Origin of the sequence: Methylobacterium sp. J-059, assembly GCF_022829485.1 — a bacterium.
Classification (GTDB): domain Bacteria; phylum Pseudomonadota; class Alphaproteobacteria; order Rhizobiales; family Beijerinckiaceae; genus Methylobacterium.
The window spans coordinates 1-24,665 of record NZ_JAKSYA010000189.1; the positions used below are offsets into that span (position 1 = coordinate 1).

Here is a 24,665-nt window from a genome sequence, read left to right on the forward strand (position 1 = left end):
CGCCATTCGTACCGGCGGCACCGCCGGTGAGGCCATTCTCACTCACGCCGGCTTCACCGTCCGTCGTAGCCTGCCCGGCCCCACCGCCCGTGCTTGCCGAATAACCCGCACCACCGCCACCGCCGGCAACGACCAGCGGCGCGAGCGTCACGAACTCCCAAGGCGGTGGCTTCGGTGGCGCCGGCTACGGGGCGGGTCTCGCGGGCGGCAGTGGCGGGACTTTCGGCGGCGATGGCGGCTTCGGCGGCGGCGGCGGCGGCAGCTATGACGGCGGCGGCGGTGGCGGCGGCTATAGCGGCGGTGGCGGCGGCGACGGTAACCCTGGTCGGGGAGCCAGCGGCGGCGGCGGCGGCTCCTACGTCGATGCCGGTGCGCGCAACACCGCCCTGACGGCCGGCGTCCAGACGGGCAACGGGCTCGTCGTCATCTCCGCCAACAACATCACCGGTGCGGGCAACGTCTACCTCACCAGTAATCTTGATGTAACGTTCAATCCTCGGTTCGAGGGGGGCACGCTCCAACTCGACCAAGTGGGTGCAACCTACGCACAAAGCTTCACCCTCACGAATGCATTGACTAACACCATTGATCTCGCTGGAAACAACTCAATATTTTCTGGTGTTTTCTCCAACGTTGTCGCTGGTACGCCCGGTAACATTATTATCGCCAACAGCGGAGCTGACGCCGCGATTACGCTGACGGGCGTCAACACTTACACTGGCACGACGACGATCAATGCCGGCACTCTCGTACTGAACAACGCAGCGGGTACCGCCCTCGCCGACATCAGCCGGGTGACGTTTGGCAATACCGCGGGCACGGCGGCGACGCTGCAGACCCAGACCGGCGAGACGATCGGCTCGCTTGCGGGAGGAAACGCCAGCAGCACGATCAACATCGCCGCCGGCACGACGCTGACGGTGGGCGGCGACAACACCACGAACGGCACCTACGCCGGCACGATCAACGGCAATACAACCGGCGTGCTCGCCAAGATCGGTCCAGGTACGCAGACGCTCACCGGCGCACTCAATAGCGTGACACTGGAGGCGAACGCCGGCACGCTCGTGCTGGGATCGGGTGGCACGCTCACAACAGCCGGTTTGCCCTTCGATGCGGGCAGCAACGCAAACGCCGTCTACGTCGCCGGCGGCGCGACTTTTACTAACAACGGCACGATTACCCCGACGTCATCGGGTGTCGAGGACGGCGTCCGGGTCGACGGCGGAACGGTCAACAACACCGGCACAATCACGGGTCGTAATGGCGGCGCCAGCGGCATCTATGTGAGAACCGGCAGCACGATCTCGAACACAGGCACTATCGTTGGTCAGTACGGCATTTTCTCCGGTAACGGCACGGGTACGGGCGACCTCCTCATCACGGGGAACGGCTCGATTACCGGTATGACCGAGGAGGGTATTCATTCCGACAACGGCCCAGGTAGCGTTACGCTTGGCACCGCAGCGAACCCTCTCGGGCCTGTTGCAGGCGCCTCGAACGGCATCAACGTCACAGTGAGCGGCGCCGGCGCGATCAGCATCGTGGCGGGCGGGGCCATCAGCACCAACTCCGGCCGCGGCATCAGCACGACCCAGAGCGGTACGGGCACTATCAGCATCGACGGGGTGGGCACCGTGACGGGCACGGGGCAGGCAGGCATCTACGTCCGACAGACCGGTGCAGGTCCCGGTATCGGTAACACGGCCATCACTGTCGCCGGCACAGGCGGGACGAGTGGCACGATCGGTATTGATGCAGCGATCACCGGAGCAGGCAATGCTGGGAATGTTCTGATCACCCGTTCGGGAACTGTGACCGCCGGAACGACCGGCATCAACGCGACGACGGCCGGAAGCGGCAATGTGACGGTCGGCACGGCGAGCCTACCGATTGCGGTCGGCAACGTCACTGCGGGCGGTACTGCGATCAACGCGACGGCCAATGCCGGGGCGGTCACCGTCAACACCGGAGGCGGCACGATCCAGAGTGGGGCGGGTGCCACCGCGATCAACGCGACCAACTCTGGCGGGTTGATTACTGTCAACAACGCGGCAGCCTTGCAGCACGCAACCGGTGCGACGGGCGGAACGGCCATCAACGCGATCACGTCCGGTACGGGAGGTATTTCCGTGAGCAATACGGGTGCGATCTCGGTGACGGGTGGCGCCTTTACGAACGCAATCGTTGCCCAGTCGAGCGGAGGCGCCGGCAACGTCACCGTGACGACCTCCGTGAGCGGTACGATCGGGAGTGGAACTGCGCCGCAATCCGGTATCTTCGCCACGGCAACCGGTTCCGGGACCCTGTCCGTTGCTGCCGACGGGTCGATCCTGTCTCGCAACCAGGGTGTGCGCGCCTACTCTCAGGGCGCCGGCACTGGCGCGGTCTCGGTAACAGGCGCTGGCACAATCACAACGACGGCGGCCGGAAGCATCGGCATCGACGCGCAGATTGCCAACGCAGCAAGTGCCGGCACCATCCTTGTGAACTCCACAGGCGCTGTCAGCACGGTCGCCGCCGGCGTTCGGGCAATCACGGCAGGCGCGGGTACGGTCACCGTGTCGGCGGGGGCGATCACAACGACGAACGGGTCGGGCGTGATGGCGACGGGGACGACGGGTGCGGTGGCGGTCACTGCCAACGGCGCCATCGCGGCCGGCGGCGCGGGCAACACCGGCATCTTCTTGACCGGCAACAGCGCAAGCAACACCGCGACGGTGGCGGCCGGCACCACGGTGCAGGGGGCGATCGGCCTGCGGGTGGCGGGCACCGGTACGGCGGGGCTCACCAACAACGGCACCATCGCCACCACGGGTGGCGCCGGCGCCAATGCGGTGCAGATCGATGGCGGCACGCTGGTGATCGGCGACATGCCTGGCACGCTGACCGGTAACATCGCGATCGTGAACGCGGCCGCGAACGGCGGCAACGGCCCGAGCGTGCTGGACCTCACCAACACCGGTGCGATCACGCTCGCCAACACCGTCACCGGCGCGGGCGTGCTCAATCAGAACAGCAGCGGCACGACGATCCTCAACGGCACGAACTCGGCGACCAACGGTCAGTTCACCGGCACGGCCAATGTCAACGCCGGCATCTTGTCGGTGGGCGGGCCCGGTGCGACGGGTGCGGTGTTCGGCGACACGGCCGGCAACGCGGCGGTCGTCAACGTCAACACGGGCGGCACGCTGCACGGCTCGGGCACCATCGCCGGCTCAGTAGTGGTCAACGGCGGCACGGTCTCGGCTGGCAACTCGCCCGGCACGCTGACGGTGGCCGGCAACTACACCCTGAACGCGGCCTCGACCTCGCTGTACGAGCTCGGCGCGCCGGGCTTCGTCGGCGGGGCGAGCAACGACCTGATCAACGTCGGCGGTAACCTGGCGCTCGCCGGCACGCTCAACCTCGTGGCGGCCAGCAACGCGGCGACCGCACCGGTCTCGGGCGCCTACCAGCTGTACAACTACGGCGGCACACTGACGGGCGGGTTCGGCACGGTGACCACGCCGAGCGCCGGCACCTCAGCGCTGGTCTACACCACCATCCCGAACCAGGTGAACGTGCTGCTGACCAACGGCAACCAGTCAGTGCAGTACTTCGACGGCACCGACACCACTGGCGCCACGGCCGGTCCCCAGGGCGGCACGGGGACCTGGAACTCCACCACCACGAACTGGACGACGCTGCCGGGCGGGCAGGTCAACGACGTCTGGCGCTCGGGCGTCGGGATCTTCGGCACGACGGCCGGCACGGTCACGGTGGCGGGCGCGCAGAACCTGCAGGGGCTGCAGTTCACCGTGGACGGCTTCCAGCTTGCCGGCACCGGCACGCTCAACCTCACCGGCGACCCCTTCACCACGCCGGGCCAGAGCTTCGTCAACGTCGACACGAACGTCGGTGCCACCATCGCCAACGCGCTGACCAGCACGGGCGGAACGATCGGCCTGGTCAAGCTCGGGGCGGGCACGCTGACGCTCACGGGGGCGAGCAGCTACACCGGCGCCACCACGGTGCAGGCGGGTACGCTCGTCATCGCCGGCGGCGGCTCGATCAGCTCGAACGTGGCCAATAACGCGACCTTCGCCAACGCTGGCACGGTGACGGGCAACCTCAGCAACGCCGGCTCGGCCGGCAACACCGGGACGATCACTGGGACGGCGGCCAACACGGGCACGCTGACCAACGCCGGCATGATCGGCGGCGGGCTGACCAACCTGGCCGGCACCACCACCAACACCGGCACCATCGACGGCGCCGCGGCGATCCTGGCCGGGACCTTCACCACCACCGGGATCGTCAACGGCACGCTGAGCAACGCCGGGACGGTGAACGCGCAGGGCCAGATCAACGGCGATGTCGCCAACCAGGCCGGCGGCACGTTCACGGTGACCGGTGGGCTCACCGGCATCGGCCGCCTTACCAATGACGGCGCGATCGACCTCGGCGGCAACAGCCTGAGCGTCGGCTCGCTGGCTGGTTCGACGGCGGCCGCCACGATCGCCAACGGCGGCACGCTGCAGACGGGCTCGGACGGCACGTCGTCGGCCTATGCCGGACAGATCACGGGTGCCACCGCGTTGACCAAGGTCGGGGCCGGCATGCTGACCCTGTCGGGCGCCAACGGCTACACCGGCGCGACCGCGATCAACGCCGGGACGCTGCAGGCCGGCGCGGTCAACGCGTTCTCGGCGGGTTCCACGGTGACCATCGCGCCCGGGGCGCGGATGGACCTGGCGAGCTTCAACCAGACCATCGCCTCGCTCGCCGGCGCGGGCAGCGTGACGCTGGCCTCGGGCATCCTGACCACCGGCGGAAGCAACGCCTCGACCACCTATGCCGGCACGATCTCCGGCACCGGCGGGCTGATCAAGGTCGGGACCGGCACGTTCACGTTGTCCGGGGCCAACACCTACACCGGGACCACCACGGTGTCGGCCGGCGCGCTGGCCAACACCGGCTCGCTCGCCGGCCCGGTGGCCAACGCCGCGACGTTTGCCAACAGCGGCAGCGTGGCGGGCGCTCTGACCAACGCGGGCAGCACCAACAACACAGGCAGCCTGAACGGCGGGGTCGCCAACAGCGGCACGCTGACCACCTCCGGCACGATCGCGGACGGGCTGAGCAACACCGGCACGGTGACGGCGTCGGCCGGGCGCATCGACGGGGCCATCGCCAACAACGCCGGCACGTTCACGGTGACGGGCAACGTGGCAAGCAATGGCACGTTCCGCAATGCCGGTGGCGCCACGCTGGCGGTCACGGGCTCGGGCGCCTACGGGATCGCCGGCTTGCTCACCAATGCCGGTAGCCTGACGGTGGCTTCGGGCGGCAGCCTCACGGCGCCGGCCGGGATCGTCAATTCCGGCTCGATCGCGGTGGCGCAGGGCGGCACGATCACCGACGCGCTGGCCAATACCGGCAGCGTGGTCAACGACGGCCGCTACAACGCCGACGTGAGCAACGCCGCCCCGGGCACGATCGCCAACCGCACCACCGGCGCGTGGACCGGCAACCTCACGGCCAACACCGGCAGCGTGAGCAATGCCGGCCTGTGGCAGGGCAACGCCCGCAACGACGCCGGCGGCACGCTGACCAACACCGGCACCTGGACCACGGCCTCCGCGCCGGTCTCCAATGCCGGGACGCTGTCCAACACCGGCACGCTCAACGGCGGCGTCGCCAACGCCGGCGGGTTCGGCAATGCCGGCACGCTGAACGGCGGGCTTTCCAACAGTGCCGGTACCGCGACGAACACCGGCACGATCAACGGCGCGGTGGCGGTGACCGGCGGCAGCCTGGCCACCTCCGGCACGATCAACGGGGCAGTGACGAACGCCGGCGCGATCACCGCGTCGGGCCGGATCGCCGGGGCGGTGACCAATGCGGCGGGCGGCAGCTTCGTCCTCACCGGCCCGCTTGCCGGGGTGACCGGGCTGACCAACAACGGCACGGTCGATCTCGGCGGCACGGCGTTCACCGTCGGCTCGCTCTCGGGCAGCAACGGTGGGGCGATCCTGCGCAACGGCGCGCTCGCCACCAACGGCGACAACAGCTCGACGGCCTACGCCGGCACGATCGTCGACGGCGGCTCGGCCACCAGCCTGACCAAGCTCGGCACCGGGACGCTGACGCTCACCGGCACCAACACCTACTCGGGCGGCACCACGGTCGGCGCGGGGACACTCGTGACGGCAGCCGCCGGGCTCGGTTCGGGTGCCATCACCAACAACGCGGCGCTGGTGATCGATCAGGCCGCCGACGCCACGCTCGGCAGCGCGCTGAACGGCACCGGCCGCTTCGTCAAGCAGGGTGCCGGCACGCTGACCTACACCGGCACCGGCACCCTCTCGGGCCCGGCCACGGTCGCCACGGGTGGGTTCGTGGTCAACGGCCGCCTCGCCAACACGGTGGTCACCGTGGCCAACGCTGCGGTCGTCGGCGGCACTGGGACCATCGGCGGCCTCGTCGCCCAATCCGGTGCGATCGTCGCGCCGGGGACCAGCACCGCGGTCGGCAGCCTCGGCACGCTGACCGTCAACGGCAACGTGCTGTTTGCCAGCCAGTCGATCTACCGGGTCGATGCCAATGCGGCCGGGCAGTCCGACCGCATCGCGAGCACCGGCACCGCCACGCTGCAGGGCGGCACGGTTCAGGTCACCGCCGGCACGGGGGCGTATGCGCCGAGCACGCGCTACACCATCCTGACGGCGGCCGGCGGCCTGACCGGGCGGTTCGCGGGCGTGACCTCGAACTTCGCCTTCCTGACGCCGTTCCTGACCTACGACGCCAACGACGCTTACCTGCGCCTCGCCCGCAACGACCTGGCCTTCGGCGCCACGGCGCAGACCCGCAACCAGGCCAACGTCGCCGCCGCCGCCCAGGCGCTCGGAGTCGGCACGCCGATCTACGACGCGATCGCGGTGCTCTCGGCTGCGCAGTCACGCCAGGCGTTCAATGCTCTGTCGGGTGAGGTCTACGCCAGCGCGGTGACGACGATGTTCGAGGGCGCCACGTTCGTGCGCGAGACCATCCTCGATCACCTGCGCTTCGGCGAGAGCAACGGCTTTGCCGGCGGCTTCGGTGCGCCCGGCAGCGTCGGCCAGCGCTTCGCGCCGGGCTCGACCCTGCCGGGGACCTACACCGCCGACCTGCCGGGCCGCGCACCCACGCTCTCGGCGGTGCCGACGCAGCTCGTGGTGCCGGCCTACGCAGTCTGGGGCCAGGCGTTCGGCGCCTTCGGCAACACCGCCTCGAACGGCAACGCCGCCGGGCTGTCGCGCCAGACCAGCGGCTTCGTGCTCGGGGCCGAGACTGCGTTGTCGGGCCTGACGGGCGCCGGTGCGGACCTGTCGGCGTGGCGGGTCGGCGTGGCCGGCGGCTACAGCTTCACCGGGTTCGACGTCACCGGCCGGCTGTCCTCGGGTACGGTGGAGAGCGCCTACGGGGCGGTCTACGCCCGCGGCCCGGTCGGACCGCTCCAGGTCCGGCTCGGTGCAGCCTATGCCGGCAACGAGCTGGCGGCACGACGGACGGCCGCGTTCCCCGGCTTCTCGCAGAGCCTGTCGGGCAAGGCCGGCGGCGAGACGGTGCAGGGCTTCGGCGAGGTCGGCTACCGCATCGGCACGGCGACCGGCTACGTCGAGCCGTTCGCGGGCGGGGCGGCGATCCACATCCGTCGCGACGGCCTGACCGAGCAGGGCGGGATCGCGGCGCTGACGGTGGCCGGCCGCGACTACGACATCCAAACCGCCACCGCCGGCCTCCAGGGCCAGTTCGTGCTCGGCGATGCGTTCGGGGACAACCGTCCGCTCGTCGCCCGCGGCCTGATCGGCTACCGCCGGGCCTTCGGCGACGTGGTGCCGGCGGCGCTTCTGAGCTTCGGCGCGGGTGGGCCGAGCTTCATCGCCTCGGGCGTGCCGATCGACCGGGACGCGCTGGTGACCTCGGCCGGCCTCGACTGGCAGGTGACCTCGGCGGCCACGATCGGGCTGAACTACACCGGCCAGGTCGGCCCCCGTGCCCAGGACCACGGCGTCAAGGGCAACTTCAACGTCCGGTTCTAGGACCGGACCATCAGACAACATCACGGCCCACGCATCCTCCTGCGTGGGCCGTTCTTATTTCAATCGAACCGAGATCCCGTCATGCCTGCGATCGCCACCCGCCTCGTAGCCCTCGGACTGCTCTGCGCCGGCCCTGCCGCGCTTCCAGGCGCGCTCGCCCTCGCACAGGGCGGCAAACCGGCGCCGGCGGCTACGGCTAAACCTGCCCCGGTGCCGACGGAGCCTGGCAGCACCACGGCGAGCTTCGGCGATTGGGTGCTGCGTTGCCAGCGCGGCGGCGGCGACAAGCCGGTGCGGATCTGCGAGGCGGCCCAGACCATGCAGGTGCAGGGTCAGGCCCAGCCGATCGCGCAGATCGCCATCGGACGGATCTCGGCGAGCGAGCCATTGCAGGTCACCGCGATCCTGCCGCCTAACGTCGCCCTGCCGGGCAGCGTACGGGTGCTGGCCGACGAGAAGGACACGGTGGGCTTCGAGCTGGCCTGGCGGCGCTGCTTGCCTGGCGGTTGCGTGGCGGAGGCGAGCGTGCGCGAGGATGTGCTGCGCCGTTGGCGCGGCTCGGCTGAGCCCGGACGCATCACCCTCAAGAACGCCGCCGGCCAGGACATCGCCATCCCGCTCTCATTCCGCGGGCTGGCCCAGGCCCTCGATGCGCTGGCCAAGGAACCGGCGTAGGCTTTGGGTTAGAGAAACCCGCTCCCCGAATGCCCCTTGAAGGCGTTCGCGCGCCGGATGTAGCCGACGACCGTTCGCGGATCGCGGTGTCCCGACTGATCCATGATGCGGGCAAGGTCGGCGCCGCGCTCGGCGGCTGACGTGATGTAGCCGGCCCGCAGCGAGTGCGCCCCGAACGTCGAGGCATCGAGCCCGGCAGCCGTGCAGTACCGCTTGATGATGTCGGCGACGGCCTGGGTTGTCAGTCGAGGCTCAGAGAGTTCGGTTCCTACATCCTCCGCCGAACCCCTACGGCGCACGTTCCCCGACCGCGACACCGGCCGGAACAGGGGGCCTTCCGTGATCCCAGCGGCATCGAGCCATTCCCGCACTAGTGCAACGGGCCGGATGAAACGCCCGTGGGGAATAGCCTTTTCGAGCCCGCGCCCCTCTTGATCGACCTTGGACCGGCGCACCATGACGCGCAGCCCTTTGGCATCCTCGCGCAGATCCGCCACGTCGAGCGCGACAAGCTCAGACCGGTGGAAGGCGCCAGCGAACCCAAGCGCCAGCAGCGCCCGATCGCGCTTGCCCGTCAGGGTGTCCGGCGTCCGCATCAGGATCGCGGCCATGATGTCGGCGGTCGCGGCAGCCTTCTGGGTCGGTGCCGTGCCGATCCTGCGTCGAATGCCCTTGCTCGCCGCTCGCACGCCCTCGTCGTCGGTCGGGTCCGGCTGGCCAGCGAGCTTGTGCGCGTACCGGATCGCGGCGCAGCGCCGGCCGATGGTCGATGCCGACCGCCCAGCCTCCGCCTCGTGGACGAGGAACCCAGCTACGGTCTCCGGCGTCGCCGGCAGGGATCGGAACCCGTACTGAGCGCACCAATCCTAAAACACCCGTGCGTCGCCGGTATAGGCCCGCACCGTCGCGTCGGCCTTGCTCGCCCGCTGATACGCCTGGACGATCGCAGCGGCCTCGGCGGGGAGGCTAGCAGGAGTCGCCAAGTTGGCGAGACCGCTGGGCGATGTGGCTGCCACGCCGTGCAACGTCGGCGCCATGTTGGCGGCCACGTCCGATGCAGGCGCCAAGCTGGCATCTGCATTCATGTCGCCAACTTGGCGACTTGCTCGGCTGCGGTATAGCTCGGGCTTCATTCCTTCACGGCCCTTTCGGTCTGCCCTTGCGATACTTTCGAGAACACCACTTATCGAAAGCTACGACCGATAGGGGCGCAGCGCAATAGGTATCTACGGCGCTACGATGATAGCAACGTACAAAAATACGGGCCTGCCGATGAACGGGGAAACGGCTTTACTTCTGTTTCACGATGCTGCGGTAGGTGCGCAGCGAGGTACAGGGGTACGAGCGTTGCGAGTCATCGCACTGGCTATCATCGGCATTGGTGCCGTCGCTGCGATAGCGAACGCCTACCTATGGCGGTACGAGGTCGTCGCCGGCAGCAGCAGCGCGAGCTACCGCCTCCATGATCGTTGGACGCACCGCATGACCTACTGTGTTCGCATCGAGAGCAAGGGCACGCAGCCGCCCGATCTCGATTGCACGTCCTGGGGGCCGCTCGTCGGTGGGCAGCCATGAAGGTTGTTGCCTTCACGAGCCGGAAGGGCGGCAGCGGGAAGAGCACGCTCTGCGCTCACCTCTCGGTCTACGCCGATGCGCCAAACGCGCCCGCCGTCCTGATTGACACGGACCCACAAGGCAGCCTCGCCCTATGGCATGAACTCCGGCAGGCAGAGACGCCCGTCCTCGTGAAGTGCGAGGCGCGCGACCTACCTGAGACGATTGAGGCTGCAAAGCGCGACGGGGTTGGCTGGGTCTTCATAGACACCCCGCCTCACAACACCGCCGACATCGCCGCGGCACTCCGGGTCGCAGACCTCGCTGTGATCCCATTCCGGCCGGCGGTGTTCGACATCGCCGCCGTCGCCGCGACCCTCGAAATGGCGCGGGCCATCAACAAGCCGGTCCTGCCCGTCATCAACTCGGCCCCGCCGCGTCGAGGCATCACGCCGGCCCATGTCGTGACCGAGGCGCGCGAAGCGCTGTTCGGGATGGGCGCGACCCCATGGGCCGGGCAGATCACTACGAGGGCTGCGTTCGCTCACGCGCTGGCGAGCGGGCAGGCAGTCGGAGAATTCGAGCCCGGCAGCACCGCCGCTTCAGAGGTCAGCGACCTGTGGCAGGAGACCCGCCGAGCGCTCAGGATCAAGGAAGGGAAAAAGCGTTGAGCAAGAAGCCGAGCTTCGCAAACCTGGGGTCCAGGCTCGCCGCAAAGCCGGTCGAGGTCGCAGCCGAGACGGGGGCCAGCACGACAGAGCCATCGCGCGAGACCGAAGCTGCCGGGAACAGCGCTCCCGCCCGGCAAGCCGATGGGCGCAAGGGCATCTTGGTTCGAGCCCGTCCCGAAGCTTGGAAGGCACTCAAGATGGTCGCCCTTGATCGCGAGCGTACCCTTCAGGACGTGATGACCGAAGCCATCAACGACGTGCTCACCAAGCACGGCAAGCCTCCAGTCGCCTAATCGCCGTACCGCGCAACGCCACAAGCGCGGTACGGGCATAGTGAACTTCATCCGTAGGAGCGTGCATCCTTAGCGTGATAGCAAAGTACGTTGCTTAGGGCGTTTCGAGCTATATGCCTACGGCAGCAGCCGCGTAGCGGTCTGGTGCGCGCGAGCCGGGGCGGGTCTTGATGATGGACTGCCCGGTGAACACCAAGCTGGGATGGGCCAAAGCCGCTAATGGCTTCCGCTTTCGACCCTTCTCGGACCTTCGCGTCCGGGCTACGAGCAAGCCGCCGCAAGCGTATCGGATCACGACCTTGAAAAAGATCATCGACGGCGCCTACCTCGTGCCGATGGGCAATGCCAACGCGGTGTTGCTCGATGCCGGGCCGGACCTCGTCCTCATCGACGCGGGCTTCCCCGGCAAGACAGACACCGTGCTGGCAGCGGTCGGCAAGCTCGGGCGCAAGCCGAACGACCTCAAGCACCTCGTCTTCACACATGGTCATCCCGATCACATCGGTAGTGCCGCCGCACTCGTGCGGGCGACCAGCGCGCGAACCTACATGCACGTTGCTGACGTGCCCTTGGCTGAGAGTGGCGGCCCGTTCCGGACCATGACACCGGGTCGCGGCTGGTTGCCGAGCCTCCTGTTCCGCCTCGTCTGGAAGCCGGATGAGCGCATGGAGCCGTTCCGCATCGACCAGCACATCGCAGACGGTGAGACGCTGCCGCTTGCGGGCGGCCTGCGGGCGGTTCATCTCCCAGGCCACTGTGCGGGTCAGGTCGGGTTCCTGTGGCAGGGCCAACGGCTGCTTATTGCGGGCGACGTGTTCATGAACAACCTGGGCCTCGGCGATCCTGTCGGCTTCGAGGACGAGGGAGAGGGACGGCGGAGCCAGCGCAAGCTTGCTGCCCTCGCCCCGCAGGCGGTTTGCTTCGGACATGGCAGTGCCATCACGAAGGACACTGCCGCCCGACTCGAACGCGCTGCGGCACGACGTTGAGACCGAGTGCCCGTTCCGATTGAAGGTCCGCAAACCATCCGTTGCGGACTCGGAGAAACGTCCTGTCGGAATAAAGCGTAGAGCGCGGTGAGAGTGTGACCGAGGGGATACATCTATGAGTAGGGCGGCAATCTACGGTGGCGCTACCTTAGTTTGCAGATCCGCGGCGAGTCATGTCCTCACCCTACCTGCTTGATGACCGCGGCGTTCGGATCGACAGCGCCAAAGCTGTCATCAATGGTGTGACCTACCCGATCCGAGCGCTCAGTTCTTTCTCGATTAGCGAGAACCGTTTCGGTGCCGACAAGGTGATCGGTGCCGTCTTCCTTTTGATTGGCGTAGGCTTTCTTACGACTGGCCAGGTCGCCGCAGCTTTGATTGGCCTCGGCATGGCTGCTTTGGGCCTGTTCGCAATTATCAAGGGGAAGAACGAATACACCCTCAATCTTGTCACCAACGCTGGCGAACGCCGCGCTCTACAGACAAAGGATAGAGACTTCATCCTGTCGATCCGCGAGGCCCTGAACCAAGCGATTGCCTCGCCGCAGTGATCCGGCACCTCGCGATCAGCAGATCGTTAGCGCCCCCCTCCCGCCACCATATCAAGCGGCGCCCCGCTGGTATCTGAAACAATGTTCCCTCGGGCGCCCCATGAGGGGCCTGCGTGCGCAGCGGCTACATCTGTCGCGGCGGTCTCGGGCGCTTCTGCCTCGCGGACACTATCATTTTTGCGCAACCACACGACTCTGCTCTCAGGTGCGACACAAGCAGGCGCAGCGTCGGCGCTATTCTCGGCCTTAATCTCACCCTCCATGCGATCCAGCACGGCGATGATGTGATCGGCAGCATCGAGGGCGGTTTGCAGGGCCTCGCCGAGGCAGGTGCGGATTTCCGCCTCCCCCATCGGTGCCGGCTCGACGGGAGCGACCATTTTGGGCCGCGGGGCGAATGTAAGAACGTTGCTCATCGTCAAGCTTCCGTGGATGTGGGCGAAACGATCACAGCGGATGTGGCGATGAATAGCCGGGCCTCGGTTGCCCTCGCCATATCAGCCAGGGCCTCCATCGCTTCCCGCGTATCCCGAACCAGCCCCATCAAGTCGAGGAGCGGCTCAATCTTTCCGGTCTCAGACACGATCCCTTCAACGAAGGAGACCATTTCGGGCTTCTCCATGCGGAGAAGGCGATCGGCGACGCACAGGCCGAGCGCGTGTTGCGAGATACCAGCCCATTCTTCCGCGCTACGGAGCGGGACGCCAGGATCATTCGCCTTGAAGTCGATGGGTGCCGAGCCCTCGACAGTGGCGGGCCGATCGCCTGGACTAGGCTGGGATTGGATTAACCGTTCTGCATCCGCAGCCACGGCTTCCAGAACGCTTTCGAGAGACGGAGCACCTTCCGCCGCGTCGTTCTCGATGCCCCATTTTTGCAGATGTCTGACCTTCGCCGCGAACCCCGCGAAGGTCGTCGGCCGCGTCTCGGCTACCGCGTGCCACGCCATCACTTCCGCGTGGTTCGCAGCCTCCCAACCCGCACGAGCGGACGCCATCGCTTCCTCGGACGTATCCAGGCCTTGCTCACGGCGCCACGCCTCATCAGCAAGGTTGCAGGCCTCTAAGAAAGCAGCGCTGGCCGCGACGTGCGTCTGGATCGCTGCAAGGGCGGGATCGGGAGCGTCCTGCCTGTCGCTGACGGGGGCCGGAGATGCGCCATCCTGGCTTTTGGTGAACCGCCCGGCGGTGTCGCGGAGGCGAGCGGCCCGGTCGCGTTGATCGGCGTGCGAGGCGGCCGGCTGGGCTTGCGGGCGAGCGTTGTTGAGCTTGGTCATGATGCGCGCTCCCCTCAGGCAATCGGCGAAGTGGCGGAGGTAGCGTCGTCGTCTTCGTCCTCGTCGTCCGGCTCGACGCCGGCCTCTACAAGCTCTTGAAAAAACGGCTCCGGGGCGGGCAGGCCGAAGTGCTCGGCCGCGAGCCGGGACACGTCGGTCAAGGCGCTCTCACCCCACCATTCGCTCAAATCGGCGAGCGCGACCTTGAGCATGATGCCCGGTAAGGTCTGCATCGGCTCGTTGACGTAGGGATCGGCCAGACGCGCGAGGGCGATGGAGAGTGTGTTAGCCGAGGCCCATGCCTCGTCATATCCGTTGGCGTCCCGCGTCGCCTTGGCCTTCTCACTCCAGGCATCGGCTGCACTGGTGTCTTCACGGGTCCAGCCCGGATAATCCCCGGCCGCAGCATCCCCGGCGCTGTAGAGGCGATGGGCCTCGTCCTGCGCGGGGCCGACGCGGCGGATCAGTGGCAGGAGTTTGGGGGCGAGCGCCAAGAACTCGGCCTCGCGAGCGCTGGCCCGTACTGTTGCGGCGAGCGCCGGCAGCGGTAGGGCGGCGGCCACGGACCCGGCTAGCATGGCGCGGCGGCCCTGGCTCGTCTCGGCCGCGAGGCCCGCGGCCTTGGCCTTCATCAACGCGAACCGCTCGCGCAGGCTCGGCTTCGCAGGATCACGTTGCAGTAGCTTGATTGCACGCATTGAAGTGTTTTCCTTAACTTGATAGCTCGATAGACCGAATGGGTTGCGATCGGCGGGTTACTCAGAGCAGCGAGGCGAGGCCCGTGAGGACAGCGCCATCGCCGATGACGACGAGGGCGGCCAGTAGCTCGGCACCCACGGGCAGGGTGCGCGCGAGACGCGCGGGCGTCGGCGCTGGGCGCAGATCAATCGTCGGCCCGATCAGGCGGCCGGACGGCAGGGCCAAGGGCAGGCGCTGGACCGGCTCCACGCCCAGGCAGTGGGACAGGTCGGCCTCACGGGCCTGCGCAATGGCCCAAGCATCGCCGTGGCTGTCAGCGTTGGATGCCTCCTCGGCCAGGAACCAGCGCAGATGGCGGATCAGGCAGAGCATACCGGCGCGGGTAGCGCAGGGCGTGCCGAGCAGCGCCATAAGAGCGGCGTCCGCATCGTCCTCGGCGCGCATCGCGGTCTCGCCGTTGGGGGCGACCTGAAACACGCTCCATGCCTCGGAATGACGCTCGATCGCCGCGAGGATGGGGTCCGCATGGAGGGGGATGCGCTCCGCGTCGAGGACGACGGGGCGAAGGGACTGGCTGAAATCGGGGAAATGGACGTGCGACATCGTTCGGGCTCCAAAGGGCTCGTGAGGGCAGGCGGTCGAGAAGAAGGGGGAGGCGGTGCCGGTTAGGTCGGCCGGGGCGGCAGCACGGCCCCGGGGCGGGCGAACACCTTGCGGAGCCGGCGGCGGGCAGCTCGGCGGGCGCCTGCGCTACCGGCCCGCTCGCCCCGCGCCGTGTGATAGGCGGCCAGCGCCGCGGCGGTCTCGGGCGTAGTCGGCGTCAGGGCGTAGAGGTCGAGGCGGGCCAGCCAACGCACATGGGCCAGGGAAGCCCGGTATGCGCGCCAGCCGGCGGGCATCGGCAACCCTGCGTCGGCGAGATCGGCCGCGACACGGCCCGAGGCGAGATAGGCAGCATCGGCTTTCTCGGCCCAACGGATCGCCGGCAGCACCCGGTCGAAGGCTATGGCCGGCACCCGCGAGGACACAACGACGAGGAAGGCGCCGAGGACGGTTCGGCGGGGCAGGGCGGCCATTAGCGCGCCTCGCTCAGTTCGGCGGCGACGAGGCGCCAGCGGCGGGCGTTGCCAAGCGCCCAGGCATGGGCCGCGCGCTGGTCGGTCTCGCCGGCCGCGATGCGCTGGCGGTAGGATGCCGCAAGGCGCAGGCAGATCGCGTGATCCTGCCGGGCGTGCAGCAGGCGGACGGCAGGGGAGCGGATCAGGTCGGAGGCCATCGGTCCGACCTCAGTGCGCGCGGTAGGCACGGGAAGCCTTGGCGGCGGCCCAGGCGCCCTTGAGCGCGTAGGACATGCACACGCCCCAGGCGTCGCCGGTCACTTCCATGCGGGCCTGGGCCGAACGGATGGCAGCACGCATGATGGCGAAGCGGTCGAACGTGCCGTCGCGGTTGACCAGCGGGGCGACGGTGGCGGCGAAGCGCTTGGCGCTCTCGGTCGAGGCGACGACGGCGGCCTTCGTGATGATGAAAGCGCGGCGGGCATCGGCGGTCAGGCGCGGATCGGCAGTGCGGGCGATGTGCGAGTGAGGGATGAGGTTGGCGTAGCGCATCGGGTGGCCTTGCGGTTCGTCTGATTTCAGTTATATAATCTGATATCAGGTCCGCAGCAAGCTGTTTTTTATGATTTACGACGAAAAACCTATTTCTGGGGCTCAGTGCCGAGCCGCACGGGCGCTGCTGGATTGGACGCGCGAAGACCTTGCCCGCGAGAGCAAGGTGTCTCGGGCGACGATTGCGGATTTTGAGACAGGGAAGCGTCCCGCTCGGGAGCGAACGACCGACGACCTACGGCAGGCCCTTGAGGCCGGTGGGATCGAGTTCACGCCCGAGAACGGAGGCGGGGCCGGCGTCAGGTTTCGAGACCGACAGGACGCCAAGCCGGACGAGGGCCTGCGCCCCGATCAACTTACGAGCGAGAACGACGGCGGCGCGGAGGGATAGAGCCGGGCATGCACTTCGAGGGATTGCCTGACGAAGCCGACATACTTCTGGCCTTGGAGCCGGACGAGATCGGTTTGAGGCTGCTGCCGACCCTGGCGCGACCCTCGACAATGCCAGGGATGCCTCTCGCCCTTCAAACCTTCCTCGGGTTCGCCTTCGCGACTGTTCAGTACGCGGATGGCCGGCTTGGCTCCAGGAGTCCGTACCCAGCCGATCGCCACCCCGAGGTCAAGGAAGCCATCGCGGAAGCATGGGCCTGGCTTGAGAGGGAAGGACTTCTCATGCCGGTTCTGGTCAACCTGACGGGTGGCGGCGAGGAGTTCCACCCGACGAACCGACAGGTCAGCCGGAAGGGGCGGCGGATCGCGGCGCAACCACAACTCGGCCTGAGCACTCGCATGCTGCCGAAGGAGGCGTTGCACCCTGCTATCCGTGAGGACGTGTGGAGCCTGTTCCACCGCGGGAAGTACGACACGGCGGTGTTCGAGGCCATGAAGGCGGTTGAGATCGCTGTCCGAGAGGCAGCCAACCTGCCGGCCACCGAGATCGGGGTGCACCTGATGCGCACCGCGTTCGACCCGAAAAAGGGTAATCTCAGGGACAAGAAGGCGCCCCTTGCAGAGCAGGAAGGGCGGTCCGCGCTGTTCGCTGGCGCTATCGCTGCCTACAAGAACCCGCAGTCGCATCGGCGGGTCGCTCTCGATGATCCCGACGAAGCGTTCGAGATCATCATGTTAGCGAACCACCTCCTGCGGATCGTCTCGGACTGCAACAGCGTGTTCAGTTGAGTATGACGCGGCAGGCGGTGCCCCTTCCCGCCGCGCGCCTACTCACCAGGGCGCAGGCGGCATCGTACTGCGGCCTCTCGGCGGTCCTTTTTCAGCGGGAATGCGACGTGCGCCCGATCCGGTTCGGCACCGACACCGTGCAGCGGTATGACCGCCGTGACCTCGACCGATGGATTGACCGCCGCAAGGGGGAGCCCGGCGCTCGCTCGATCGACGAGTGGCTGGACGCCCTGGATACTCGTGTTCCGCCTCGTCGGCCGGCGCGATGACGCGCGAGCTTAAACCCTTCCCGACCCGTGACTGAAGTTGTATGCGCCAATAAGAAAGGCACGCCCTTACCAGGGGTGCCTTTCGTTCGTTACCCGGCGGGTAACTTACTATCGGGGCTTCTGCCCCTTGGTTTGATCCTGCCCCAAGGCACAGGCGGCAAGGGTTTTCACCTGTGCCTTCGTCGGGTTCACAGAACCAGACAGTACCTTTGAAGCGAGCGTGGAGACCTTCGAAGAAGTCTGCCTGGGCGGAGGCGATTTAGCCATTTTGCCGCCTCCTCAAGTAGACCGGCGGCGAACCGCCTCGTCGTAGCTTCCGAGGTGCAGGCGGCCGAACTTCACGTCGGCGACCCTCCCCTGGTTCACGTCGTAATCAGCCGCAATCCGGCTGTACATCTCATGACTCATGAGGCGGAGATGGACCTGCACGGCCTCCTCGTAGGTGAGGCGGTGGCAGGGGGTACGTCGAGCTTTTGCCATTGATCGGGGTCCCAAAAAGGGCCCGAAAAACTTGACAAGCAGTCGAGCACGCATAGAGTGCGTGTTGTTGCCACGACAGCCGCAAGCCTTTCGGAGCCAGTGCGGTTGAGACAAGAGCCGGGCTCTGAACCCCGGCTTTTGTCGTTTCTGGACCAGTATTCGCTGGTCCAACCGGTAGCCTACCGAAATCCCTCAGGCCGTCAAGCCGAGTCAGCGCTCGAAGCGCCTGATTTTCGCATTAGAGGCCCGTGGGCGGCTTTGGGCGGCTTTTGGGAGCCACACCGCCGGCCTCAATCTTTTGCCGCTGTATGGGCCTTAAAATCGATCTTGGGGTTCATTTGTGAGACTCTTACGCCTCGCTCTTGGCTTCGCTGCTGTTTGCCCCTGTTGCGACGCGCGAGCGCGAACCCCTCCCCAACTGGCCGCGCCTCATGCGCCGGTCGCAGGCGGCAGCTTATTGCAGCATGTCCCTACTGACGTTCATGCGGGTTTGCGGCGCCCAGGCGATCCACCTCGGCCATGGTGTCATCCGATGGGACCGCCACGGGATCGATGAGAGGCAGTCTCCAACCGACGACGAGCTCCTTGCGCTGTTGGGGTAACCGGCTGCCTGTTCGTGGACCATGCCCAGCGTCAATCTCACCGCCTATGCTCACCCCGTGATCTCACCCGATCACCCCCTATAAGATACCAAGACCGAAACCGGGTGTGCTCACCGGGTTTTCGGGGGCTGCCAAGAGCATATCGACGGACTGTAGTCAGGCCGAGGTTAAAGTACGTAGAGTCACGTTTTTCGCTCCCGACTTTCTACGTTCTGGCGATGATCCATCAGCACAAGCGACAGAGGAGCCTTGTGCGATGGACTGGCACGATCAGCAGGACCTGGCGCGATACCGGCGCCGGAAGCAGAAGCAGCAGGACTACCAAGCCAATTATCGGGCGAAGCTGGCTGAGGCCAAGACGCCCGAGCGCGATGACGTGTCGGCCGTGCTGATGGCGGCCTACCTCGACGTGCTCGTGCTCGATAGCAAAGCGGTCGTGGTAATTTCCCGCCGCTTGGTCGATGGGCTGGTTGCACGAGGGTACGACCGGCACGCCAGCAAGGACCGGATCAGGGCTATGGCCCACAGGGTTCAGGCGCAGATGCAGGCGAAGGGCAAGCCGGCCGCGAGGGAATAGCGGTGTGCCACGAGGCGTTTCAAAGCCCGGCCCCGTTGACCTGCTGGTAACTGACCCGAGGCACCGTGCCTTCAAGCCGGGCTCAGGACCGAACCGCTGCTGACCGAGCTGGCACCCGTCCCTCGCGATCAGGTCGGGGGGGGCGGGCCTGCTGCCTATCGTACGGCCTGCCACACTGGAACGCCAACAGGACGCCCCGGTCGGTTCCGCCGGAACATCTGATTGCCGTACCGGATCCAGGTGTCGCCGGACGCCTCGACGCGGCGGGCGTTAATCATCAGCGCCCTGCGGTAGTCGATGCAGATCCAACAGCGTAGCCCTGCTTCGGTCCGTTGCCATCAACTCGAGGCTGATCCTGATGCAAGGTCTTAGGACGCGCCCCTTTCAGCGGCATCGGTTCGCACCCATGGGCTACCATTGACAAGGTGACCATCGGGCACTTCTCATCCGACTTGCAGTTACAATGCTGTTTCCGATCCTTATGAGCGGCCTGCGTGATCATACAGTCCGTACCAACATAAATTATTATTTCTATGCCACATGATCGGCAGAAATCTTTCATGACACGCATGGTTTTTCCTGTGATCACCCAGAAAAAACAATGGGCGGTTTTACAAGAAAGACCGCCACGCAGTAAACCGTTCCAAATGATATACGTGTCGCTATCCTCTAAATCGCCTTATTTGCGCGGTCGCCGGCTATACATTTGATAGAAAATACCTTGGTAGCCGCGAATGCTGAGCAATTCCCGTCATTTGCGAAGTCTAACAGCTAGTCTCGTCGGCTGTGGGCCGGCGGGGATAGGGGCGCGGGCGGGGCGGCGCAACGCTGTTTTCGGTCGCCGGTAGCTGTCGCGGTCCGCCCCATCCGGCCGGTTCTAGCTGAGCCCATCACAGCGTCCGCACCCAGGTCTCGGCAATGACCATGAGCACGAGGCCTGCACCGATCAGGTAGAGGGGGAGCCGGCTGCGGCGCATGTGAGGAGGCATCAATGGATCGTCTCAGAGCCGGCCAGCAGCCCTAGAAGACGGGTGAGCGCAAGCAGATCAGCGTCGCAGAGCTGTTTCCCGTCCACCAGCCATAAGCCCAGGTCGTCGCCCGTCGGCTCGACGTTCCGGCCGATCGTGCGTAGGGCTTCGGCTGCTTCGTGGAAGGGATCGTCGCTCACGACTCCGTCGCCCTCGCCTCCGGGTTCAGCCGGTCCCGCATGTCTTTGCCGGCCTTGAAGACAAGCGCGGTCTTGGCCGGCACCACGATCCGGGCCCCCGTTTTTGGGTTGTGCCCCTGTCGCGCAGGCCGCTCCTTCACCGTGAACGACCCGAACCCACGGATTTCCACCCGATCACCAGCCAACAGCGCATCCGAGATGCGACCGAGAATGGCATCGACCAGCGCCACGCAGTCCTTATCGTAGAGATGCGGGTTCAGGGCGGCGACGCGAAGGGCGAGGTCGGATCGGATTATGGCGCTCGAATAGGGGCACGGAGCGCCGGTCAGCAACCGGTCGATCTCGCCCGCTGCCGGTCTCGGTGGCTGAGTACTCGGTGATCCCGTTCGCGCCCCTCCCATGGGGCGGCAGGGGCAACGTCGTCTCGGCGGCCGGCGTAGCACTCTTTGGGATGGTGGCGGGGCGATGAGCCTTTACGCCGAGATAGGTGCCGGAAGGAGCGGGATGGCTCCTTCCGACCGTTTGACGTTCTAACGCAGGTTGCCGTTCAGGCCCTTCGGGAAGAAGCCGTTCGGCTGAGCGCCAGCGTTCAGGTAGACGATGCTGAGCACTTGCTTCGGTGTACGCTGATAAGCAACGCCCGCCGAGTCGAGCGGCACGAGCTTCGAGGTCGTCGCATCACCGATCCCCTCGTCCGCCTTGCCAGGCCCGTCGAGCGAGTCGCGCGCGGTGGAGATAGCCTGAGCCTGACTGAATAGCCCGCGGCTGTAGAGCACCGTACGGATGATGCCGGCGTGGTAAGCCTCGACAGCCAGGATGCCCGCGGCGCCAGAGAGGTTTGCGGGATCCTTAATGAGCGGGGCAGCACCGTGATAGGCGGTCACGCCGACATCCTCGAAGATAAAGGCCGCAAGCAGGAAGTTCGTCTCGTTGGCGAAGGCGTCGAAGGTGTCGTTCGGACCCGCAAGTCCAGCGGCACGCGCGGCGATGGTGAAGGCGAAACCGAGATCGATTGCCGGGCGAGCGACGGCGTTGCTGCCGAGTGCTGCACGCAGCGTGTTGACGTGCAGGCGCTCGTCACGAGCGATCTCGTTGGCGTAGTTGGCTATGACTTGTGACTGAAACGGAACTGCGCGGCCGCCAGAGACCGGGCCGAGGGTTCCAGTGCCGCTGACTTCCGCGTCAGCGAGGCCCTGGCCAACCGATGCACGCAGGTAGAACTCTGCTTCGAGGTACTCAAGGTTCAGCGCGAAATTAAAAATGTCAGCATCGGTGATGGACTGGGCGGCGGCAGGGCGACTGGCATCCGCGCCGAACAACGCGGTGCCGGCAATGCCGAGCCCCAAAGTCTGGATGAAGGCGCGGCGTCCGGCTACGAGATCGAGTTTGCGCGGCGCTGCCTCGGCGTCTTCGGCGTCGTTGTTCAGACGAAAATGTTGTTGAGTCATAGCTTCCTCCTCAGGGGGAACAGCCGGCTGACCATCCGTACAAGCGGCACGCAGGCGCGTAGAAGCGATGATGCCCCGCCTTATAAGCACGTGCCCAAAGGCGACTTTTCTTCGGATTATGGTCTGCAACCGGCGGTCTTTTTATGGGTGTCGGGAACGCGGCACTCACCCTGGCGCGGAGAACAATCCGAGCTAGGACAGCCAGGACCTAGACCATCTCAAGCCTCAGAAATATCCCAGCAACGTCGGAGATATGTTTTTAGACAACGACATCACGCTTTCGTGAGATTGTGTCCATGCAAGAATGGGTGCCGCATGTGCCGGAGAGATAGAAATCGGCATAAATTAACATTTTTATGCGCTTAACGCATGGACACCAAACTTGATCTTTGCAGCACGGGGCTACTTGCAGGGATACGTTTCGCGCAGCTTCTGAATGACAGCGATCACCACGCCAGTTCGCTCCTTGGCTTGTTCGGCGTCCCGTCCCAGCTTTGCCAGAGATTTAATCCGTTCTCGTACAATGCCTCGAAGCTGCTCGATTGATATTGGTTGGTCAGAACAGAAAATTCTCGGCTTCCGATCGTTCTCAAGATATCGATTTGAAAGTGAAAGGCTGTCCGTAAGGGTCATAAGATAAAAATTTAGCTCAGACGAGCTTTGAGATCCCGATAGATTATCAAGTAACTCAAATCTCCGCAGCGATAGAACACCTGCTGGCTTTTCCGCAGATATTGATGGAGTAGCTATAGCGATAGTCAAAACAAAATATGCAATCACCCATCGCTGGCGCTTGTGCTCAATACCATTTGTCATTCCATCTAATCGGATCCAACCGAGTTTTCGGGATAGGAGGGCATAGGAAAAGCGGCGCGATCAACTGTTCCCTGTGTCCGGCATGCCGCATCACAGTCTAGACGTCTTTGCTACGCTATCGACCGGCTCAGGACCACGCCATGCTCAAACTCACCTCGATCATCACTCGCAGTATCCTCGCGGTCCCAGCGGATGAGCGCGGTGCGGTCTCATCTCAAACAGGCTGTGCGGGGCGATCTGGCGTTCCTGGGACATATCCCGAAGCGCTGACCTAACGCCGGGGCAGCATGAGAAACTACCGCATTCCTACCGCTGTCGAGATGATGGGCCTACCTGCCGGAGATCGCGTAGCACGCCTGTTGTCGCTCGCCCGCTGGTATCGGGAGCGAGGCGCGGCCTTGGACGCCATTGGATCGACCGCAGGTGCCACTCGGTGCCGCAACAATTTAGAGAGAGTCAGAGCCCTCGCGGAGCAGATTGGGTGCTGCATCGCTTAGCGGCCCCGCTACAGCAGATCAGCTAGCTCCCTGGCGATTGCATGATCGCCGGAAGCTACAGGCCCGGATTGCGCCTCGTCATTATTCGCGTGAGGTCCACCAGGGGCAGTTGGCCGGGTTCAGTGGCTGGGCGGCGTTGACTTAACCGTGCGGGCTGGCCGACATGCCATGTCCGGCCTCTGCGCGCCCTGTGGCGAGTCGTGAGCCGGCATCAGGAGATCGAAGCCGCGGAATAGACCCCTGAAAAGCCAACGGCGCCTAACCCCTGGCAGGGCGGCGCCGTCGAAACCTGAGGCCTTGTGAGGGCCGAGTCGCTTCCCCTCACAAGCCATAGCTCCCCCTCGGGAGTCAAGACGGAACGTGTTTCCGTCAACGGGAAGGCTTTGCCTGGACCCTGCCCGCGGCCCGTGAGGGACCGAGGACGATGTTTCACGCGACCATAGCCGCCGCGATCGACGGCGCGCGAACGCTTGCGCAGATGGACGAGCTATCGCGCCAGGTGTGGCAGGGGCACGGGTCAGGCGCCTTGGGCGACACGGAGGCCCAGGCGCTCGCCGAACGCCTCCACGGGCGCCGCAGCGCGATCCGAGAGGGTATCCGGCCCGTTGGCATCCCCGCCGGCCGGGCGAGCCTGTTCCCGCCCCGGCGAGCGGCTGTCTCGCCTGATAGATCAGCCTCGCGAGACCGCCGCCGGCTGCTGGCCTGCTCCGGCCCGATGCCGCCGGCCCTCGCCAGCAGGTTTACGACCGGGCAACTCGCGGTGCTGCGCATCGTCGGCGACGAGGTAGCCGGCAAGGGCGTGTGTGGGCTCTGCATCGACGCCATCGCAGCGCGTGCTGGTGTGTGCCGCCGGCTGGCCCAGGCCGCGATCCGCCTCGCCGAGGGCGATGGCCTGCTGACGATCCAGGAGCGGCGGCACGAGGGAAGGAAGTCCGATCCGAACCTGCTGCGCATCATCAGCCGAGAATGGCAGGCGTGGTTGCGACGCGGACGCCGGCTCTCGGTCGAGGGGGGTGGGTGCAAAAGCGTGCGCCCCACGGATAAGGGGGTGTTAAGTTCGGGGAAAGCAAAGCCAGCGGCACCGTCAAAGAAGCTGCCGGAACGGCAGGGTCGCTTTCACGCCAGAGCCTTGCGAGCAACGGCGCGGGTGGCGGAACCGGTGCGAGCCATGCGGTAGCTGCACGCGAGCGTTCGGCATCACGGACAGTTTCAGATTGACGGGATTGGAGAATATAGCTTGTTCGA

At 66.1% G+C, this 24,665-nt stretch carries 22 protein-coding genes and 1 pseudogene; 11 read left to right on the plus strand and 12 right to left on the minus strand.

The window, feature by feature from the left end; translation table 11 throughout:
* Positions 1-53: 53 nt before the first annotated feature.
* Positions 54-530, minus strand: coding sequence for a hypothetical protein (locus MKK55_RS29180; RefSeq protein WP_279596411.1), 477 nt, complete (start codon positions 528-530; stop codon positions 54-56).
* Here MKK55_RS29180 and MKK55_RS29440 point away from each other — a divergent pair.
* From MKK55_RS29440 to MKK55_RS28720, 3 genes and pseudogenes are all read left to right on the plus strand, one after another.
* Positions 531-752: pseudogene (locus MKK55_RS29440) on the plus strand (autotransporter-associated beta strand repeat-containing protein); the annotation flags it as partial.
* A 42-nt stretch (positions 753-794) separates the two neighbouring features.
* Positions 795-8,066, plus strand: a complete 7,272-nt coding sequence (locus MKK55_RS28715) for an autotransporter-associated beta strand repeat-containing protein (RefSeq protein WP_243939101.1) — start codon at positions 795-797, stop codon at positions 8,064-8,066.
* 81 nt (positions 8,067-8,147) lie between these two features.
* Entirely contained in the window at positions 8,148-8,741 is a 594-nt protein-coding gene (locus MKK55_RS28720) for an invasion associated locus B family protein (RefSeq protein WP_243939102.1), read from the plus strand.
* A gap of 8 nt (positions 8,742-8,749) precedes the next feature.
* Here the strand turns inward: MKK55_RS28720 and MKK55_RS28725 are convergent, their stop codons facing one another.
* Positions 8,750-9,352: a site-specific integrase gene (locus MKK55_RS28725; protein ID WP_243939103.1), complete on the minus strand. Its 603-nt coding sequence runs from the start codon at positions 9,350-9,352 to the stop codon at positions 8,750-8,752.
* 960 nt (positions 9,353-10,312) lie between these two features.
* On the opposite strand from MKK55_RS28725, the gene MKK55_RS28730 reads away from it, so the two are divergent.
* From MKK55_RS28730 to MKK55_RS28745, 4 genes are all read left to right on the plus strand, one after another.
* On the plus strand, positions 10,313-10,966 hold the full coding sequence (locus tag MKK55_RS28730; RefSeq protein WP_243939104.1) for an AAA family ATPase: 654 nt from the start codon (positions 10,313-10,315) through the stop codon (positions 10,964-10,966).
* Positions 10,963-11,259: a ribbon-helix-helix domain-containing protein gene (locus MKK55_RS28735; RefSeq protein WP_243939105.1), complete on the plus strand. Its 297-nt coding sequence runs from the start codon at positions 10,963-10,965 to the stop codon at positions 11,257-11,259. The genes MKK55_RS28730 and MKK55_RS28735 overlap by 4 nt, the downstream gene beginning before the upstream one ends.
* Positions 11,260-11,444: 185 nt before the next feature.
* The gene (locus MKK55_RS28740) at positions 11,445-12,248 is read left to right on the plus strand and encodes an MBL fold metallo-hydrolase (protein ID WP_243939106.1); all 804 of its coding nucleotides are present in this window, start codon (positions 11,445-11,447) and stop codon (positions 12,246-12,248) included.
* A 173-nt stretch (positions 12,249-12,421) separates the two neighbouring features.
* Positions 12,422-12,799: a DUF6232 family protein gene (locus tag MKK55_RS28745; RefSeq protein ID WP_243939107.1), complete on the plus strand. Its 378-nt coding sequence runs from the start codon at positions 12,422-12,424 to the stop codon at positions 12,797-12,799.
* Between the two features lie 26 nt (positions 12,800-12,825).
* On the opposite strand, the gene MKK55_RS28750 is transcribed toward MKK55_RS28745, so the two are convergent.
* From MKK55_RS28750 to MKK55_RS28780, 7 genes are all read right to left on the minus strand, one after another.
* Positions 12,826-13,215, minus strand: a complete 390-nt coding sequence (locus MKK55_RS28750; RefSeq protein ID WP_243939108.1) for a hypothetical protein — start codon at positions 13,213-13,215, stop codon at positions 12,826-12,828.
* A 2-nt stretch (positions 13,216-13,217) separates the two neighbouring features.
* Positions 13,218-14,075 carry a hypothetical protein gene (locus MKK55_RS28755; RefSeq protein WP_243939109.1) on the minus strand — a complete coding sequence of 286 codons (858 nt, stop codon included), beginning with the start codon at positions 14,073-14,075 and terminating at the stop codon, positions 13,218-13,220.
* Positions 14,076-14,089: 14 nt separating this feature from the next.
* On the minus strand, positions 14,090-14,773 hold the full coding sequence (locus tag MKK55_RS28760) for a hypothetical protein (protein ID WP_243939110.1): 684 nt from the start codon (positions 14,771-14,773) through the stop codon (positions 14,090-14,092).
* Between the two features lie 61 nt (positions 14,774-14,834).
* Positions 14,835-15,377: a hypothetical protein gene (locus MKK55_RS28765; protein ID WP_243939111.1), complete on the minus strand. Its 543-nt coding sequence runs from the start codon at positions 15,375-15,377 to the stop codon at positions 14,835-14,837.
* 62 nt (positions 15,378-15,439) lie between these two features.
* Complete coding sequence (locus MKK55_RS28770) at positions 15,440-15,850, minus strand: penicillin-binding protein (RefSeq protein ID WP_243939112.1); 411 nt, start codon at positions 15,848-15,850, stop codon at positions 15,440-15,442.
* Positions 15,850-16,050 carry a hypothetical protein gene (locus MKK55_RS28775; RefSeq protein WP_243939113.1) on the minus strand — a complete coding sequence of 67 codons (201 nt, stop codon included), beginning with the start codon at positions 16,048-16,050 and terminating at the stop codon, positions 15,850-15,852. The genes MKK55_RS28770 and MKK55_RS28775 overlap by 1 nt, the downstream gene beginning before the upstream one ends.
* Positions 16,051-16,060: 10 nt before the next feature.
* Positions 16,061-16,384, minus strand: coding sequence for a hypothetical protein (locus MKK55_RS28780; RefSeq protein WP_243939114.1), 324 nt, complete (start codon positions 16,382-16,384; stop codon positions 16,061-16,063).
* Positions 16,385-16,454: 70 nt separating this feature from the next.
* Between MKK55_RS28780 and MKK55_RS28785 the strand changes: the two genes are divergently transcribed.
* The 3 genes from MKK55_RS28785 (at position 16,455) to MKK55_RS28795 (ending at position 19,491) form a co-directional block, all read left to right on the plus strand.
* Positions 16,455-16,775: a multiprotein-bridging factor 1 family protein gene (locus MKK55_RS28785; protein WP_243939115.1), complete on the plus strand. Its 321-nt coding sequence runs from the start codon at positions 16,455-16,457 to the stop codon at positions 16,773-16,775.
* 8 nt (positions 16,776-16,783) lie between these two features.
* Complete coding sequence (locus MKK55_RS28790; RefSeq protein WP_243939116.1) at positions 16,784-17,563, plus strand: TIGR02391 family protein; 780 nt, start codon at positions 16,784-16,786, stop codon at positions 17,561-17,563.
* Between the two features lie 1,607 nt (positions 17,564-19,170).
* Positions 19,171-19,491: a hypothetical protein gene (locus MKK55_RS28795; RefSeq protein WP_243939117.1), complete on the plus strand. Its 321-nt coding sequence runs from the start codon at positions 19,171-19,173 to the stop codon at positions 19,489-19,491.
* 988 nt (positions 19,492-20,479) lie between these two features.
* Here MKK55_RS28795 and MKK55_RS28800 read toward each other — a convergent pair.
* From MKK55_RS28800 to MKK55_RS28810, 3 genes are all read right to left on the minus strand, one after another.
* On the minus strand, positions 20,480-20,659 hold the full coding sequence (locus MKK55_RS28800) for a hypothetical protein (RefSeq protein WP_243939118.1): 180 nt from the start codon (positions 20,657-20,659) through the stop codon (positions 20,480-20,482).
* Entirely contained in the window at positions 20,656-20,955 is a 300-nt protein-coding gene (locus MKK55_RS28805) for an HU family DNA-binding protein (protein WP_243939149.1), read from the minus strand. Before MKK55_RS28805 ends, MKK55_RS28800 begins: the two co-directional genes overlap by 4 nt.
* 234 nt (positions 20,956-21,189) lie before the next feature.
* The gene (locus MKK55_RS28810; RefSeq protein ID WP_243939119.1) at positions 21,190-22,107 is read right to left on the minus strand and encodes a ferritin-like domain-containing protein; all 918 of its coding nucleotides are present in this window, start codon (positions 22,105-22,107) and stop codon (positions 21,190-21,192) included.
* A 1,737-nt stretch (positions 22,108-23,844) separates the two neighbouring features.
* On the opposite strand from MKK55_RS28810, the gene MKK55_RS28815 reads away from it, so the two are divergent.
* Positions 23,845-24,597: a hypothetical protein gene (locus MKK55_RS28815; RefSeq protein WP_243939120.1), complete on the plus strand. Its 753-nt coding sequence runs from the start codon at positions 23,845-23,847 to the stop codon at positions 24,595-24,597.
* Positions 24,598-24,665 lie beyond the last annotated feature (68 nt).